16 protein-coding genes are annotated in these 16975 nt (G+C 73.1%); 2 read left to right on the forward strand and 14 right to left on the reverse strand.

The genetic code is table 11. The features are described from left to right. Positions 1 to 43: 43 nt before the first annotated feature. Entirely contained in the window at positions 44 to 430 is a 387-nt protein-coding gene (locus Q7T67_RS08385) for a hypothetical protein (RefSeq protein ID WP_304787988.1), read from the forward strand. 40 nt (positions 431 to 470) lie between these two features. Continuing rightward, the gene (locus Q7T67_RS08390; protein WP_304787990.1) at positions 471 to 857 is read left to right on the forward strand and encodes a hypothetical protein; all 387 of its coding nucleotides are present in this window, start codon (positions 471 to 473) and stop codon (positions 855 to 857) included. Positions 858 to 1050: 193 nt separating this feature from the next. Here Q7T67_RS08390 and rpmA read toward each other — a convergent pair whose 3' ends face one another. The 14 genes from rpmA to Q7T67_RS08460 form a co-directional block, all read right to left on the reverse strand. Continuing rightward, positions 1051 to 1329: a 50S ribosomal protein L27 gene (gene rpmA, locus Q7T67_RS08395; protein ID WP_304787993.1), complete on the reverse strand. Its 279-nt coding sequence runs from the start codon at positions 1327 to 1329 to the stop codon at positions 1051 to 1053. 29 nt (positions 1330 to 1358) lie between these two features. Then, complete coding sequence (gene rplU / locus Q7T67_RS08400) at positions 1359 to 1670, reverse strand: 50S ribosomal protein L21 (protein WP_304787995.1); 312 nt, start codon at positions 1668 to 1670, stop codon at positions 1359 to 1361. Positions 1671 to 1681: 11 nt separating this feature from the next. Then, the gene (locus Q7T67_RS08405) at positions 1682 to 4249 is read right to left on the reverse strand and encodes an Rne/Rng family ribonuclease (RefSeq protein WP_304787997.1); all 2568 of its coding nucleotides are present in this window, start codon (positions 4247 to 4249) and stop codon (positions 1682 to 1684) included. Between the two features lie 7 nt (positions 4250 to 4256). Further along, positions 4257 to 5456, reverse strand: coding sequence for an FtsW/RodA/SpoVE family cell cycle protein (locus tag Q7T67_RS08410; protein ID WP_304787999.1), 1200 nt, complete (start codon positions 5454 to 5456; stop codon positions 4257 to 4259). Next, on the reverse strand, positions 5456 to 7693 hold the full coding sequence (locus Q7T67_RS08415; RefSeq protein WP_304788001.1) for a penicillin-binding transpeptidase domain-containing protein: 2238 nt from the start codon (positions 7691 to 7693) through the stop codon (positions 5456 to 5458). The genes Q7T67_RS08410 and Q7T67_RS08415 overlap by 1 nt, the downstream gene beginning before the upstream one ends. Continuing rightward, on the reverse strand, positions 7690 to 8340 hold the full coding sequence (mreD, locus tag Q7T67_RS08420; RefSeq protein WP_304788003.1) for a rod shape-determining protein MreD: 651 nt from the start codon (positions 8338 to 8340) through the stop codon (positions 7690 to 7692). Before mreD ends, Q7T67_RS08415 begins: the two co-directional genes overlap by 4 nt. Further along, on the reverse strand, positions 8337 to 9299 hold the full coding sequence (mreC, locus tag Q7T67_RS08425; protein ID WP_304788005.1) for a rod shape-determining protein MreC: 963 nt from the start codon (positions 9297 to 9299) through the stop codon (positions 8337 to 8339). Before mreC ends, mreD begins: the two co-directional genes overlap by 4 nt. Positions 9300 to 9343: 44 nt before the next feature. Next, a complete protein-coding gene (locus Q7T67_RS08430; protein WP_051472446.1) occupies positions 9344 to 10384 on the reverse strand; it encodes a rod shape-determining protein in 1041 nt (346 codons plus the stop codon). Positions 10385 to 10607: 223 nt separating this feature from the next. Continuing rightward, entirely contained in the window at positions 10608 to 11201 is a 594-nt protein-coding gene (locus Q7T67_RS08435) for a nucleoside triphosphate pyrophosphatase (RefSeq protein ID WP_304788010.1), read from the reverse strand. A gap of 82 nt (positions 11202 to 11283) precedes the next feature. Then, positions 11284 to 11691: a nucleoside-diphosphate kinase gene (gene ndk / locus Q7T67_RS08440; RefSeq protein WP_304788012.1), complete on the reverse strand. Its 408-nt coding sequence runs from the start codon at positions 11689 to 11691 to the stop codon at positions 11284 to 11286. Between the two features lie 387 nt (positions 11692 to 12078). Next, the gene (locus tag Q7T67_RS08445; protein WP_304788014.1) at positions 12079 to 12594 is read right to left on the reverse strand and encodes a zinc ribbon domain-containing protein; all 516 of its coding nucleotides are present in this window, start codon (positions 12592 to 12594) and stop codon (positions 12079 to 12081) included. 76 nt (positions 12595 to 12670) lie between these two features. Next, positions 12671 to 12805 (reverse strand): hypothetical protein, encoded by a 135-nt coding sequence (locus tag Q7T67_RS08450; protein ID WP_304788016.1) that lies wholly within the window; start codon positions 12803 to 12805, stop codon positions 12671 to 12673. 2 nt (positions 12806 to 12807) lie between these two features. Next, positions 12808 to 14208: a folylpolyglutamate synthase/dihydrofolate synthase family protein gene (locus Q7T67_RS08455; RefSeq protein WP_304788018.1), complete on the reverse strand. Its 1401-nt coding sequence runs from the start codon at positions 14206 to 14208 to the stop codon at positions 12808 to 12810. Next, the gene (locus tag Q7T67_RS08460; RefSeq protein WP_304788020.1) at positions 14205 to 16895 is read right to left on the reverse strand and encodes a valine--tRNA ligase; all 2691 of its coding nucleotides are present in this window, start codon (positions 16893 to 16895) and stop codon (positions 14205 to 14207) included. The genes Q7T67_RS08455 and Q7T67_RS08460 overlap by 4 nt, the downstream gene beginning before the upstream one ends. Positions 16896 to 16975: the final 80 nt, after the last annotated feature.

Here is a 16975-nt window from a genome sequence, read left to right on the forward strand (position 1 = left end):
CAGCTCCTCACCCCTGGCGCCGCGCCGCGGATAGCGTCGGCCCATGAGTCTCATCACGCCCGTCAACGTCGCCCGTGCACTCGGTCTCGGCCGCGTCGCCGTCGGCCTCGCGATCCTGGCCGTACCCGCGAAGGTCGGCGAGTCGTGGCTCGGTGCCGACGGCACGACCCCCGGGGCCCAGGTGGCACTGCGGGGGCTCGGCATCCGCGACGTGCTCGTCGGGATGGCCCAGGCGCACACCGCGTCGGACCCCGAGCGTGGCTACCGCTGGGCGCGCACGGCGTCCCTCGGCGACGCCGTCGACCTGGTCGCGACGCTCGCGGCGGCGAAGCACCTGCCCCGATCGGGCGTCCTCACCATCGGCGTCGTCGCGACGGGCGCGGCCGTGTCGGGCGTCGTCGTCAGCCGCTGGATGGAGGCCGAGGCGTAGGTCCCGGCTGCCGGGGGCGTCGACCGGGTAGCCGCCGGTCATGAGCCTCCTCACCCCCCAGAACGCCGCACGCGCCATCGGCGTGGGCCGCATCGCCTTCGGCGCCGCCCTGCTCGCCGTGCCCGCCAGGATCGGCGAGTCGTGGCTCGGCGAAGGCGGCGCGGGCGCCCCGGCGCAGGTCGCCCTGCGCGGCCTCGGGGCCCGCGACGCCGTGATCGGCATGGCGATGGTCCACACCGCCGGTGACCGCGACCGCGGCTCCCGCTGGGCCCGGACGAGCGCCGCCGGCGACATCACGGACATCGTCGCCACCGTCGCGGCCCGCGGCCTGCTCCCCCGCTCCGGTGTCCTGGGCACGGTGGCCCTGGGCGGTGCCACCGCGGCGGCGAGCGTCGCCGTCAGCGAGTGGCTGCGACGCCAGGGCTGAGAACGACGACGACCCACCGTGGGGGGCGGGCCGTCCGTCCTGCTCCCGGTCCGCCCCGCCCGACCCCCGGCGGACCCAGGCCGGCCCCCGCCCCGGAACGCGGACGACCCGCCGTGGGCGGGTCGTCGGTCCTGCTCCCGGGCCGGTGCGGCCGGGTCCTGCGTCGGTCGCCGCGTCGCGGCGACCGGGTCGCTCAGTCGGCGGCGACGGCCTCGGGGGCCGCGACGGGCACCACCGAGACGGTGCGGCCACGCCAGCCGCGCGTGAACTCGACCGTGCCGACGGCCTTCGCGTAGAGCGTGTCGTCCTTGCCGATGCCGACGCCGACGCCGGGACGGAAGACGGTGCCGCGCTGGCGGACGATGATCTCGCCACCGGTGACGGACTGACCGCCGAAGACCTTCACGCCGAGGCGCTGGGAGTTCGAGTCGCGGCCGTTGCGGGAGGAGCCGAGGCCCTTCTTGTGTGCCATGAGTTCTGGTGCTCCTTCGAGGCCGGCCGCTAGGCCTTGATCGAATCGATGCGGATCTTGGTGAGCGGCTGACGGTGACCCGTCGTGCGCTTGTAGCCACGCTTGGGCTTGTACTTGAAGATGCGGATCTTCGGGCCCTTGACGTGCTCGACGATGGTCGCGCCGACGGAGGCGGACTTCAGCGCGTCGGGGGCGACCGTGATGCTGTCGCCGCGGACCAGGACGGGCTCGAGCGTGACCGTGCCGCCGACCTCGACGTCGAGCTTCTCGACGAGGAGCTCGAGGCCCTGCTCGACGCGGTACTGCTTGCCACCGGTCTTGACGATTGCGTAGAGGCTCATGCGGTTACGACTCACTCGGACGAGATGGGCTCTGCGGTCTCACCGGAGGCGAGGTCCTCTGGGGACGCGGCAGAGCGGCGCGCACCATCGGTGCGGCGCCGGACAGGAGACGATACGTCATCTCCGGCCTCGCCGTCGGCTGCCGCCTTCGCGCCTCCCCGACCACGGCGACCGCGGCCCCGGGAGCGCCGGCGCGGCTTCGGTGCCTCGTCGTCGGAGGGGTCCTGCTCGGGGTCGCCGTCCACCGGGGTCGCGGCGTCGGCGTCGGGCCGCTCGCCGGCGTCCGCGTCGTCCGCCGGGTGCGGGGCCTCGACCGCGCCCCCGTCGTCGTCCGGGGCGGCGGCCGCGCCGCGACCGCGACCGCGGGTCCGGGTACGCCGGCGGGGCGCGGGGGCCTCCTCCTCGTCGGTCTCCCCGACGTGCTCGACGGCCTCGACCACGGCGCGTGCGGCCTCGGCCACCTCGTCGGCGGCGTCCTCGAGGTCGGCCGCGTCGTCCGACGCGTCCGTCCCACGGTCGGGCAGGTCCAGATCGGCGTCCGGCTCGGCCCGCTCGTCGCGGGCGACGCCGTCGTCGGCGCGCTCGTCCGCGTCGCGCTCGACGGCCTCGAGCTGCTCGGCCCTCGCCCGGGCGCCGCGGCGACGACGCGACGAGCGCTTGTTCGTGGTGCCCGTCGCGGAGCCCGCGGCCGGCGCACCGGCGTCGGCGGGCAGCACGGCGTCGGGGCCGACGAGGACGGCGCTGGCCGACGTGCGACCCGCGCGCTCGATGCGCACGAGCTTCTTCTCGCCGACGAAGCGGCCGCCGTTGGTCACCGAGACGACGTAGCCGCCGACCTTGGCGACGGCGTCGTCCACGTTGTACATGTGCGGCTCGACGATCTGGACGAGGACCTCCTCGCCCTCCCCGAACGGGATCGCCCGCTCGCGGACGTCGTCGATCGAGCCCTCCATCACGACCTCGAAGTCGTCGAGCGGCAGGCGCTCGGTGCCCTCGAAGACGAAGTAGCGGCCCGTCTGGGCCTCCAGCTGGTGCAGCACCTTGGCGCTCTGACCGGTGAACTCCGCGACGACGCCCGGGTGCATCCGCACCAGGAACGCCTGCGAGGACTCCGGGGCGCGGGAGGCGAGCTCGCGCAGCTGCCGCTCGAACTCGATCGCGAGGGTCTCCTCGCTCTTGATGACGCCGTCGCCGTCGCAGGTCGGGCAGGCGCGGGTGATGACCTCGCGCACGCCCTCCGTGACGTTCTGGCGGGTCATCTCGACGAGACCCAGCTTGGAGATCTCGGCGGTGAAGGTCTTCGTGCGGTCGTCGCCGAGCTTGTCGCGCAGCGTCTTCAGCACGTCGCGCTGGTTCTTGGCGCGCGCCATGTCGATGAAGTCGATGACGATGATGCCGCCGATGTCCCGCAGGCGCAGCTCGTTGACGACCGCCTCGGCCGCCTCGAGGTTCGTGCGGGTGATCGTGTCCTCGAGGCGGGCCTGCTTGCCCTTGCCGGTGAACGACCCGGAGTTGACGTCGATGACCGTCAGCGCCTCGCCGTAGTCGATCATCAGGTAGCCGCCGGAGGGCAGGTCGACGCGGCGACCGAGCAGGCCGTCGATGACCTCCTCGACGTCGTGGGCCTCGAACAGCGGGTTGGACTCCTCCCACAGCTCGACCTTGTCGACGAGCTCCGGGGCCGTGCGCGTGAAGAAGGACTTCAGGCGCTGGACCTGCTGCGGGTCGTCGACGATCGCCTTCTCGAACTCCGACGAGAAGATGTCGCGCACGACGCGGACGGAGAGGTCGGCCTCCTGGAAGACCATGCACGGGCCCTTGGAGTCCTGGGCGCGCTGCTCCAGGACGTCGTGGAGCTTGAAGAGGTACGGCAGCTCGCGCTCGAAGTCGACGCGGACGGCGCCGCGGGCGGCGGTGCGCACGATCGCGCCCCCGCCGTTCAGCTCGAGGTCCTTGACCTCCTTGCGCAGGCGGTTGCGCTCGGCGTCGTCGACCTTCTTCGAGACCCCGACGCCCTCGCCCTTCGGCGCGTAGACGAGGTAGCGGCCCGCGATGGTCAGGTCCATCGTGACCCGCGCGCCCTTCGTCTTCAGCGGGTCCTTCGTGACCTGCACGACGAGCTCGTCGCCGGGCTTGATGAGGTCGGAGATCTTGACGTGGTCCCCCCCGCCCCCGTGACCGCGGCGGACGACCTTGACGCCCGGCAGGCGGATCTCGTCGACGTGGAGGAAGGCGTTCTTCTCCAGGCCGATGTCGACGAAGGCGGCCTCGAGGCCGGGCAGGACGTTGTCGACGCGCCCCTTGTAGACGTTGCCGACGATCGAGCGGTTCGAGCGGCGCTCGAAGTACAGCTCGGCGACGCGGTAGTCGCCGGCGCCGCCGGACCCGCCGCGACCGCCACGGCCACCGCCCCCGCCGCCACGACCCCGGCGGCGACGGCCGCCGCCGGTGGAGGTGCTCTCGCCGTTCTGCGACCCGGCGCCCTTGGCGCCCTGGCCGCTTCCGGCGGATTCGGTGGACTCCAGGAGCGCGACGCGGGTCTCCCCGCGGTCCACGCTCACGAGGACCTGTTTCCTCATGGTTGCCTCAATCTGTTCTGTCCACGGTCGGGCCGCGTCTCGCAGCTGCCCTGCCCTGCGCGTAGATGGCCTGCAGGAGGCCGATCGCGAGATAGGTGGACAGCACGGAGGACCCTCCGTAGCTCACAAGTGGGAGCGGGATGCCGGTGATCGGCATGATGCCGACGTTCATCCCTGCGTTGACCAGGACCTGGAACAACAGCATGGCCAAGATACCCGCCGCGAGCACCGCGCCGTAGAAGTCTCTGGCCGTCGAGAGGATCCGGAGCCCTCTCCACATGATCAGGGCGAACAGCGAGAGGATCGCCGCGACCCCGACGAAGCCGAACCGCTCACCCGCCGACGCGAAGACGAAGTCCGTCTCGCTCTCGGGCAGGAAGCCGAGCTTCTGCTGGGTCGCGTCGTCGCCCTTGCCGGTCTTGCCGCCCGACCCGATCGCCGCCTTGGACTGTCGCAGCTGGTAGGTCGGGTCGTTCCCGTCGACCGCCTCGTTCGTGCCGCCCGGGCTGAGGAACGCCGTGAAGCGGTCCACCTGGTACGGCTTGAGGACGTCGACGCCGGCGGCGGGCAGGACGCCCAGCACCGACACGATCACGACCATCGCGGAGACGCCGATGACGGCGAGGTGCCGACCGGGCGTGCCGCCGATCAAGAGCAGCGACAGCGCCATCGCCGCGTACACGAGGCTCGTGCCGAAGTCGCGGGTCAGCGCGGCGGGCAGCAGCACGATGGCCAGCAGACCGAGCGTGGTCCGCCAGGACGAGACCGCGTGGCCGCGCATGACGATGAAGCTCGCGCCGACGACCGCCGCGAGCACCTTGCCCAGCTCGGACGCCTGGAAGCTGAAGAACCCGAGGTTCAGGGACAGCGTGGAGCCGTTGACCGACTGGCCGAGCGCCGCGACCGCGAGGATCGAGGCGATCATGAAGCCGTAGAGGCCCCAGCGGTAGCGCGGCCAGCGGGCGTAGTCGAAGCGGGAGACGACGACGGCGATGCCGATGCCCAGGACGCCGTAGAGCGCCTGCCGGGTCACGTAGGAGCTGCCCTGCGCGCCGTCGAGCGTGACGACCGAGGCGATCGTCAGCGCGATCGCGGCGAAGGCGAGGATCGGGTCGAACGGCAGGCGGAGGTCGACGACGTCCGACAGCGCCCTGCGGCGCCGGGGCGCACGCATCCGCGGCGGGGCGATGGAGCGGTCGGTGGCCATCAGTCGATCTTCGAGGCGTTCGTGTTGGCCTGGCAGGGGACCTGGCTCGGCGGCTGGTCGTACCACTTGCGGAGCATCTTGCAGACGATCGGCGCGGCGGAGTCGGAGCCGAAGCCGCCGTCCTCGACGGTGGCCACGACGACGATCGGGCGCTCGGGGTCCTGGACCATGGCCACGAACCATCCCTGGTCGCGGCACGCCGTGCCGGTCGAGGAGTCGCAGCGCTCGGCGGTGCCGGTCTTGCCGAAGACGGGGTAGGCGCCCTGGTCCCAGCCGGTGAAGATCGACGCGGCGGTGCCGCTGACGGTCACGCCGGCGAGGCCCTTCTTGATCGCGGCCTTGAACTCGGCGGGGAACTGGACGCGGCGCGGAGCCTTGGGCTTGAACCGCTGCTGCAGCACGCCGTTGGGCGTCTCGACCTGCATCGCCAGGTGCGGGGTGGGGAAGTTCAGGCCCTCGCGGACCTGGCCCTGCGGGTCGTAGAACCCGGCGTAGGCGTTGGCCAGCTGCAGCGGCGTGATCTGCAGGTCGCCCTGCCCGACCGCGAGGTTGACGTTGTCGCCGCGCTTGTAGGTGTCGCCGATCTGGGCGACGAGGCCGCAGCTGGCCTTCTTCTCCTCCTTGCGACAGTCGAGCTCGGCCTTGTCGCGGCCCTTGCGCCAGGCGCTGTCGGGGACCACGCCGGCGTTCTCCGAGGGCAGGTCGATCCCGGTCTTGCGCTGGAAGCCGAGCAGACGCGCCCAGCGCTGCAGCGGGGCGTCGGGCTTGACGAAGAGGTTCCAGCCGATGAGGTAGAAGAACGTGTCCGACGAGACCGTGAGCGCGTCCGTCACGTTCTGCGCGCCGTGGTCGACGTCGCCGGCGTTGCAGAACTTCTGGTCGTTCGCGCCGAGGGTGACGCAGGAGCCGGAGCCCTGCACGGTGTTCAGCCCGATCGTCCCCGACGCCAGGCCCGCCGTGGCGGTGACGAGCTTGAACGTCGACGCCGCGGGGTACGCCGCGGCGACGGCGCGGTTGAACAGCGGGCTGCCGTTCTTCGCGCCCGTCAGGCGGCGCAGCTTCGACGGGCTGATGCGGTTGAAGACGCCGGGGTCGACCGAGGGGTAGGAGTCCATCGCCAGGATCTCGCCGTTGCGGGGGTCCATGGCGACGACCGCGCCGCCGGCGCGCTTGTTCGTCTTGTCGTCGACGCGGGTGCCGATCTGCCGGCGCAGGCCGAACTGGGCGGTCTTGTCGAGCTCGGCGTCGAGGGTCAGCCGCAGGCGGTCGCCCGAGGTCGGCGCGGTCTCGGTGACGCGCCCCGTCGGCTGGTTCGCCGCGTTGACCTCGATCCGCTGCTCGCCGTCCTTGCCGCGCAGGAACGAGTCGTACTCGTACTCCAGGCCGCTCTTGCCGATGCGCTGGCCCTGCACGAGGCCGCGGTAGCGCGGGTCCTTCAGCTCGTCGTCGCCGATCTCGCCGACCTGCCCGAACAGCTGCGAGGAGAGCTGCTTGGCGGGGTACTGCCGCAGGTACTCCTTCGTGACGGTGATCCCGGGGTACTTCTGCGGGTTCTCGAGGATGAAGTTGCGGACGGAGGAGCTGACGCGCTGCGTCTTCAGCGGGACGCCGGCGTAGGGCAGCTGGACGACGCTGGAGACGACGCGCTCGTAGAGGACCCGCGTCGAGCTGTCCAGGAGCGACGAGACGGCCTGCAGACGCGAGCGCAGGAGCGGCGAGGCGTCCCGGCTGACGCGGAGGTCGGGGACCTTGCGGGACTCCAGGCGGGCCTCGGCGTCCCGGGTCACGACCCGGCGTCGGCGGTCGGTCTGGGCCTCCGTCTCGCGGGCGTAGCGGCGGCGCTGGCCCGACGTCGTCGGGGCCATCAGCTCGTCGACGAGGTCGTCGACCTGCGCCTCGTACCGGCCGCGCTTCTGGCCCCACTCGTTGATCGTCGTGACGTCCTGGCGCGGGACGGCGTCGGCCTGCAGCGTGACGATCGTCGAGAGCTTGTTGTCGACGAGCGTGCCGGAGCCGTCCTTGGAGTTGCGGTCGACGATCGTGCCGCGGGGGGCCGCGACGCGGACGATGCGGGCGCGGTTCTCGTTGGCCTGGGCGACGTACTGGTCGCCCTGCAGCACCTGGAGGAACCACAGGCGCAGGAAGAGGACCGCGAACACCCCGAAGGCGATGATCCCGAACGCCGCGACGCGGAGCGCGAGCTGCGGGGTCGGGGTGGTGCGGTCACGGGAGCTCATCTGATGCGCACGTCGACGTCGGAGGAGGGGGGCTGGCGCCGGCCGTAGGCTCGGCGTCTGCGGCGCCGGCGGGCCTCCTCGGGCAGCATCGGCAGGAGCCAACGCCGCGTCCGATTATGCACGGGCAGCGCCAGCAGCGTGCCGATCACGGTGGTGCCCGCGATGACCCACACCATGGACGGGCTGACGCGGGTCCCCTGGGTCAGGAGCAGCTCGACGAGCCCGTAGACCACGAGCACGACGGGGATCCCGACGAGCCCCACGAGCAGCGGCACGACGGCCGACTCGGGGTCGCGCAGCTCCCCCAGGCGGCCCATGGCGTACCCCGCCACGACGTAGACCAGCGACGAGATCCCGGGCGTCTGCCCCGCCATCAGGTCGATCAGCAGCCCGACGCCGAAGCCGAAGGAGGCGCCCCCGACCGGACCGGTCAGGAGGGCGACCATCAGGAGGGTGACGAGCGCGAGGTCCAGCTGCGCGCCGAAGAAGGCGACGCGGGAGAAGACCGCGATCTGCAGCAGGGCCACGAGCAGCCCGAGGAGCCCCAGGCGCAGGACCGGTGCGGGGCCCAGGAGCGCGTGGTCGGGCAGGCGCGGAAGGCGCCGCGGACGGGACCTGGTCCGCGTGACGACGGGTCGGCGGCTCACCGTCCGCCGGTCCCGGTCGACGGGGTCGCCGTGCCGGGCTGTGCGGGGGTGGTCTGGGTGGTCGTGGTCGTCGTCCGGGGGAGGCGCGGGGCGGCACGGTTGCCGTCGACGCGCTTCGTCAGGACCTGGACGACCTCCAGGGCCTTGAGGTCCACCAGCGGGCGCAGGTGGCCGACCTGGCCGTCCTCCCCCGCCTTCGAGACGCTCGTGATCCTGCCGATCGGGATGCCGGCCGGGGCCTTGGACTCCGGCGCGTTCGGGTCGACGTTCGTGCCGGACGTCACGACCAGGGCGCCGCGGCGGATCGAGACGCTCGACGGCGCGTACTGCAGCTCGAGGTCGGTGCTCGTGCCCGCACCCGCGCCCTGGACGGTGAGGACGGTGCCGCGCCCGTCGAGCTTCGCGCCGATGCTCTGGCCGGGCGTGGGCAGCATCGTCACGACCGAGCTCGAGGCCCGGGCGGTCGTGACGAACCCGACGAGGCCGGCGCCCGCGCCCTGGGGGCCGACGACGGGCTGGTCGACCTCGATGCCGTCCGAGGTGCCCTTGTCGATGCGGATGGTGCTGGCCCACGCCGTCGGGCTCTGTCCGACCACGGACGCCGTGACGGGATCCATCGACGAGATCCGCAGCGCGGCGTCCTGGTCGAACTCGAGCAGGCGGCGGATCTGCGGGATCCGGCTCTCGCGGGCCTTCAGGTCGCCGTTCTCGGCGCGCAGCCGGGCGGCCTCCTTGCGGAGGTCCTCGACGTCGCCCTTCGCGTCGGCGGTGTCGCCGAACCAGCGGACGAGGTCCCGGACGGGCTTGGCGATCTTCGACGCCCCTTCGCCGAGCGCGCCGACGGGGCCGCCGGAGGAGCCGCCGGACGCCCCGAAGCCGGCCGTGATCAGCACGAGCGACACCACCACGAGGGCGGCGAGGATCAGGCGGCGTCGGCGGCGGGCGGCGGGATCGATCACGACAGGGGGTGCGCGGCCGGGGGGACGCCGGTCGGCGCGGGGGACTAGTAGCGGTTGCGTCGCCCGCCGCGGCGGGAGTGGCCGCGGTTCATCCGGTGGATGACCTCGAACTCCTCGAGGGATCGGCCGGAGCCGACGGCGACGCAGGTCAACGGGGACTCTGCCAGGTGTGCGGGCATCTGCGTCTCCTCCCGCAGGCGCTCGTCCAGGCCGCGGAGGAGCGATCCCCCGCCGGCGAGCATGATCCCGCGGTCCATGATGTCCGAGGAGAGCTCGGGCGGCGTGCGGTCCAGCGTCTCCTTCACGGCCTCGATGATGGTCGACAGGGGCTCCTCGAGCGCCGTGCGGACCTCCTCGGACGTGATGACGACGGTCTTCGGCAGGCCGGAGACCATGTCGCGGCCGCGGATCTCCGTCTGGACCTCCTCGACCATCGGGTACGCGGACCCGACCTCGAGCTTGACGTCCTCGGCCATCTGGGTGCCGATGAGCAGCTTGTACTCGCGCTTGGCGTAGGCGACGATCGCCTCGTCGAACTCGTCGCCGCCGACGCGGACGGACTGCGAGACGACGATGCCGCCGAGCGAGATCACGGCGACCTCGCTGGTGCCGCCGCCGATGTCGACGACCATCGAGCCCGTCGGCTCGGCGACCGGCAGACCGGCGCCGATCGCGGCGGCCATGGGCTCCTCGATGAGGTACGCCTGACGGGCGCCGGCGGAGATCGAGGCCTCCTCGACCGCCCGCTTCTCGACGCCGGTGACGCCGGAGGGCACGCAGACGACCACGCGCGGATGCGCGAAGCGGTTCTGGTGCGCCTTCTGGATGAAGTGCCGGAGCATCTCCTCCGTCACGTCGAAGTCGGCGATGACGCCGTCCTTCAGCGGGCGGATGGCCTGGATCGTGCCCGGGGTGCGCCCGAGCATCCGCTTGGCCTCGATGCCCACCGCGTGCACCTCGCCCGACCGCGAGTCGATCGCCACGACCGAGGGCTCGGACAGGACGATCCCGCGGCCCCGGACGTAGACCAGGGTGTTGGCGGTCCCGAGGTCCACAGCCATGTCGCGGCTGCCGATCCCGGTCAGGTAGCTGAAGATGCTCATCGAGGCAGGTCTCTTGACCGCGGAGGTCAGGCGGGACGCGGCACTCGCCGTCGTGGGCGTGGTGCCGTCCCGCCGCCGCGGATCGGTCCCCGAGTGTATCGGAGCCCCGTCGCCCGGCCGCCGATGCATCCGGGCGTGCAGGTCGCGGCGGATCGCCTGTCCCCGACGGGCCTACCGTCGGTCGGATCGGCGGCGCGCCACCCGCTCAGCGCAGCAGGTACGGCGTGCGGCGGGAGAGCAGCGCCACGGGCAGACCGACGACCGTCCACCAGTCGCCCTCGATGCCCTCGACGAGCAGCGAGCCGCGGAGCTGGATCGCGTAGCCGCCGGCGCGGCCCCGCCACTCCTCCGTGCCCACGTACCAGTCGACGTCGTCGGCGGTGAGCACGCGGAACCGGACGAGGGTGGTGTCCGCCTCGGCGAGCAGCGTCGACGGCTCCGCGCCCGGTCCGGCGGAGCGGACGACGGCGGCGGCCGAGGCGACGTGGTGCCCCGAGCCGGACCAGCGGCGCAGCATCCCGGCGGCACCGGCGGCGTCCTCGGGCTTGCCGACCGCCCGGGGCGGTCCGCCGTCGGAGCCGTCGACGATCACCGTGTCGGAGCCCAGCACGAAGGTGCCGGCCGGCTCGTCGGCCGCGACGGCGCGGGCCTTGAGCACCGCGTTCTGGACGGCGACGCGGACGGGCTCGCCCTCCGTGCCCTCGTCGACGTGCGGGACGCGGACGCGGTGCTCCACCGCGAGGGTCTGCAGGATCGCCCGACGCTGGGGCGATCCGGACGCCAGGACCAGCGCGCTCATGCGCCGCGGGTCCCGGCGGGGTGGTGCGGCCCGGAGCCCGTCCTGCCGACCGCGGCCGGACGGGTCGCGCGCCGCACCGGGATCAGCCGACCTCGGGGAAGAAGCGCTTGATCTCGATCTCGGCGTTCTCGTCCGAGTCCGAGCCGTGCACGACGTTCTCGCCGGCCTCGATGGCCAGGTCGCCGCGGATCGAGCCCGTGGCGGCCTCGAGCGGGTTCGTCGCACCGATGATCTGACGGGCGACCTCGACGGCCTTCGGGCCCTCGAGGATCGCGGCGACGACGGGGCTCTGGACCATGAAGGAGACGAGCTCGCCGAAGAACGGCTTGTCGTTGAGGTGCGCGTAGTGCTCCTCGACGACGGAGGTCTCCAGCGCGACGAGCTTGAGCTGCTGGAGCTTCAGGCCCTTGCGCTCGAAGCGGCCGAGGACGTCGCCGACGAGCTGGCGCTGGACGCCGTCCGGCTTCACGAGGATGAGGGTGCGGGACATGTGGGGTCGCTCTCTGCGCGGCGCGGCGCATCGGGGTCAGCGGACGCCGGACAGTCAAGCAGCAGCGGCCACGCCCCCGCCGTGCGGTCCCCGGGAACGACCGCCGCCCGCGGGTTCGCGGGCGGCGGGCACTCGAGGCGGCTCGGGGCCCGGGCCCCACCCGGGTGGGCCGTGCCGCGCCGACGTCCGACGCGGCCCCGGCCCGAGAAGCACGGGTCGGGGCACGGCCCCTCTCCCGGGTGGGCCGTGCCGCGCCGACGTCCGACGCGGTCCGGCCCGAGAAGCACGGGTCGGGGCCCGGCCCCTCCTCCCGGGTGGGCCGTGCCGCGCCGACGTCCGACGCGGTCCGGCCCGAGAAGCACGGGTCGGGGCCCGGCCCCGCTCTTCCTAGGCCTGTTGCTCGGTGGCCGGGCTCTCGGCCCGCCCACGGCGCCGGCGGCGCGGGGTGCGGCCCGGGATCTCGGTCTCGCAGTACGGGCAGATGCGCCACTCGGGGTCGAGCGGACGGGCGCAGCCCGTGCACTGGTCGCGCAGCTTCTTCAGGCACGAGGGGCAGCGGAGGAAGTCCTTCTGCACCTGGTACTCGCAGTGCGGGCAGAGCAGGACGCCGGACTGCAGCAGCCGTGCCTCGGCGGCCTGCATCTCGAGCTCGCGTTCGCGGACGTCGTCGAGGTACTCGGGAGGCCGCACGACCATGTAGATGACCGTGCCGGCGAACGGGAGGACGAGGGCGGCGACCGTCGCCGTGCCGATGAGCACGGGGTCGGTGATGCGCCGACGGGCGTCGGCCCACGTGTAGTACACGAGCGCCAGCCAGATCAGGACGACGAACAGCACGAGCAGCTTGACGACGATGTCGAGCGTCGCGTTGTCGATGCCGAAGACGGCGAGCAGATCAGGCATGGGGATCAGTCATGGGGATCACAGGAGTGGTTGTTCGCCGCGCAGGGGGATGTTCCCTCCAACCGACGACATCCGGTCAGACGAACGCCTGCCCGAGGCCGTAGCCGACACCGAAGAACACCAGGATGACGACCGCGACGACGGCGGCGACCGCCAGGACCATCCGCAGGACCGGGATGGAGTCGTCGTGGTGTGGTGGCGACGGGGGCATGGTCAGAAGCGGGCACCCGGGGCGGCGTCCGGTCCGCGGCGGAGGTCCGCCACGAGGTGCAGCGAGCCGGTGACGAGCACCGTACCGCGCGGGCCAGCCAGTGTACGGGCCCGCGCGAGCGCGTCGTGTGCCCCCGGCACGACGTGGGTCTCCCGGTCCGGGAGCACGACCGCCGCGACGGCGGCCAGACCGTCGGCCTCGAGCCGCCGCGGGTTCGACGGCGCGGTGAGCACAAGGACGTCGCACCGGCCCTCCAGCGCGGCCAGCATCCCGGCGGGGTCCTTGTCGTCGAGCACCCCGACGACCGCGACGAGCGGACGGGAGGGTCGGGCGGCGTCCAGCGCGTCGCCGAGCGCCAGGAAGCCCGCCTCGTTGTGGGCGCCGTCGTGGATGACCGTCGGGCCGCCCGCGGCGTCGGTCGCGCCCGGGGCCGGTCCCTCGACGACCTCGAACCGGCCGGGCACGACGACGCGCGTGGCCACGTCGCGCTCCGCCTCGGGATCACGGCCCGCTCCGGGGACCCGGGAGGCGGCCAGGTACGCGCCGACGGCGGCGATCGCCGTGGCGAGGTTGCGCCGCTGGTACTGCGCCGCGCCGGGGGTCGGCACGTCCGGGCCCGGGTCGGCCGTCGCCTCCACCAGGGTCCCGCCCTGCTCCACGGCCCGCGCCTCGGCGACGTCGTGGGCGGCCGGCGGGAGGCCGGCGGCGAGGACCAGCGTGCCGCCGGGACGCAGGACGGCGACCTTCTCCCCCGCGATGGCGGCGACGGTGTCCCCCAGCCAGCGGGTGTGCTCGAGCGAGATCGACGTCAGCACGGTGACGCCGGTCCTGCCGGGCGGGACGGGACCGCCGACGTGCGGATCGGGGCGCGGGAGCACGTTCGTGGCGTCCCACCGGCCGCCGAGCCCCGCCTCGACGACGGCGCACCGCACGCCGGAGTCGGCCAGGACGAGGAACGCGGCGGCGGTGACGGCCTCGAACTGCGTGACGGGCCCGTCGAGGGCCCCCTCCGCGCCGACCGGCAGCCCCTCGAGCGCCTCGGCCGCCCCGCGGACCCGCTCCACGGCCGCGGCGAAGACCGCCGGGCCGGCCGGGGCCCCGGCGACGAGCACCCGCTCGCGGAACGAGACGAGGTGCGGCGACACGTAGGCGCCGGAGCGGATGCCGCGACGCTCCAGCAGCGCGGCGGCCATCGTGACCGTCGAGGTCTTGCCGTTCGAGCCGACGACGTGGATCGCGTCGAACGCCGTCTGGGGGTCGCCGAGCGCACGGAGCAGGACGACCATCCGCTCGAGGCCGGGCCTGATGCCGAAGAGCTCGCGGCCGAGGAGCCACGCCTCGGCGCGCCGGAGCCGCTCCTCGTCCTGCGGGCCCGCAGGGTCCGCGGCGACGTCGCCGCTCACAGCGTGCGCAGCTCCTCGCGCAGCGCCTCGACCTTCGCCCGCTCGGAGGCGATGATCTCGGCGGGGGCGCGGGAGACGAACTTCTCGTTCGACAGGCGGGCCTCGGTCGAGGCGATCTGCTTCTCGACCTCGGCACGACGCTTCTCCACGCGGGCGCGCTCGGCCTCGGGGTCCACGTGCTCGCCGGCGAGGATGGCGACCTGGCCGCCCGGGATCGCGACGGGGACGGCGTCCCCCGCGTCGGCGGTCGGCTCCAGGCGCGCCAGCCGCGCGATCAGGGCGAGGGACTCGTCGTCGTAGCCGTCGGCCTCCAGCCGCACCGGCAGGACGGGGCCCGGCGGCACGTTGGCGCCGTTGCGCCACGAGCGGACGGTCGCGATGACGTCGATGACCCGCCCGAGGCGCTCCTCGGCGTCCGTCGACAGCAGGGCGTCGTCGGGCTCCGGCAGGCGCGACACGGCGAGCAGCCCGTCGGCGTCCGAGGACGAGCCGTCCCCGGCGCCCGGCAGGCCGCCCCAGGCCTCCTCCGTGACGAACGGGATGATCGGGTGCGCGATCTGCAGCGTGCGGCGCAGCGCCCAGCCCAGGACCCGCGCGAGGTCCGCGTCGGTCGCGGCGTCGCGGCCCTTGACGAGCTCGAGGTACCAGTCGCAGAGCTCGCCGTAGACGAAGTCGTAGAGGCCCAGAGCGGCCTTGGCGAAGTCGAACTCGTCGATCCGCGAGGCGGTCTCGCGGGCGATCCGCTCGGTGCGCGAGACGATCCAGCGGTCCTCCAGGCGCGTCGGGAGCGTGGCGCCGGTGACGCCCTCCCCCGCCCCGCCCGGGTTCTCCTGCAGGCGCAGGGCGGCGAAGCGCACGGCGTTGCCGAGCTTCGTCGTCAGCTGCTTGCCCTGGGCGATCTTCTCCTCGGAGAACCGCACGTCCTGCGTCGACGACATCGCGAGCAGGCCGAAGCGGACCGCGTCGGCGCCGTAGGCGGGGAACTGCCCGGGATCCTCGAGCTTGCCGTTCTTGCCCTTCTTCGCGAAGACCGCCGGACGGGGGCCGCCGTCGATGAGGTCGAGCGGGTCGATGCCGGTGCCCAGCGACTTGCTCATCCGCCGGCCGTCGGGCGACTGGATGACGGAGTGGCAGTAGACGTCGGTGAACGGGACGTCGCCGGCGAAGCGCAGGCCGGTCATGACCATCCGGGCGACCCAGAGGAAGAGGATGTCGCGCGCGGTCGACAGGACCGAGGTCGGGTAGAACGCCTGCAGCTCGGGCGTCTCCTCGGGCCAGCCGAGCGTGGCGAACGGCCAGAGGGCCGAGCTGAACCACGTGTCGAGGACGTCGGGGTCGCGCTCCCAGCCCTCGCCCTCCGGGGCCGTGGTGCCGCAGTACGTCTCGGTGCCGCCGGGCGCGGAGGGGTCCTCGCGGTACCAGACGGGGATCTGGTGGCCCCACCAGAGCTGGCGGGAGAGGACCCACGGGCGGATCTCGTCCAGCCAGGTCAGGTAGCGCCGCGACTGGCTCTCGGGGTGGATCCGCACGCGGCCGTCGCGGACGACGTCGGCCGCCGGCTTCGCGAGCTCCTCCATCCGCATGAACCACTGCAGCGAGATCAGCGGCTCGATGCGCTCGCCGGAGCGCTGCGAGAACGGGACGGTGTGGACGTAGGGCTCCTCGCCGCGCAGCGCGCCGGACTCCCGGAGCGCGTCGACGACGGCGGAGCGCGCCTCGGCGGTCCTCAGGCCCTCGAACTGCGGCGCGTACCCGCCGGTGATCCGGCCGTCCTCGCCGATGACGTTCAGCGGCTCGAGCCCGTGGCGGTTCCCGATCTCGAAGTCGTTGGGGTCGTGCGCCGGGGTGATCTTCAGGCAGCCGGTGCCGAAGTCCGTCTTGACGTAGTCGTCGCCGATGATCGGCAGCTCGCGGCCGACGAACGGCAGCGTCACGGTCGAGCCGATCAGATGCGCGAAGCGCTCGTCCTGCGGGTTGACGGCCACGGCGACGTCGCCGAGCATCGTCTCCGGGCGGACCGTCGCGACGACGACCTCGGTGAGGTCGCCCACCGGGGTCGTGAGCGGGTAGGCGATCTCGAAGAGCGTGTCCGTCTCCTCGCGGTCCTCGACCTCGAGGTCGGAGATCGCCGACCGGGAGCCCGGGTCCCAGTTGACGAGGTAGGTGTCCCGGTAGATCAGGCCCTGCTCGTAGAGCGCGACGAAGACCTTCAGGACCGCCTCGTGGTAGCCCTCGTCCATCGTGAAGCGCTCGTGCGCGTAGTCCGCGGAGCAGCCCAGCCGCCGGAACTGGCCGATGATCGTGCCGCCGTATTGTTGCCGCCAGGCCTGCGTGCGCTCGAGGAACGCTTCGCGACCGACCTCCTCGCGCGAGGTCCCCTCGGCGACGAGCGCCTGCTCGACCTTCGTCTGCGTCGCGATGCCCGCGTGGTCGGTACCGACCGTCCAGCGGACGTTCTTGCCGCGCATCCGGTTCAGGCGGATCAGGGCGTCCTGGATCGACCCGTTCAGGGCGTGGCCCATGTGCAGCGCGCCGGTGACGTTGGGCGGCGGGATCGCGATCGAGAACGTCTCGCCCGCGGCGGCCGACGCGTCGGAGGAGAAGACGCCGGCGTCCTCCCAGCGCGCGAAGACCTCCGCCTCCGCGGAGGAGGGCTCGGAGCGCGGGGGATCGGGCGTTTCGGGCATCGCGGTCCAGTCTAGGATCCCCCCTGGAAATGAGCCCGCTCCTCCCAGTCCAGGTCCCGTCGTCCGTCCGTGCCCGGGTC

Origin of the sequence: Patulibacter sp. (assembly GCF_030655195.1) — a bacterium.
Classification (GTDB): Bacteria; Actinomycetota; Thermoleophilia; order Solirubrobacterales; family Solirubrobacteraceae; genus Patulibacter.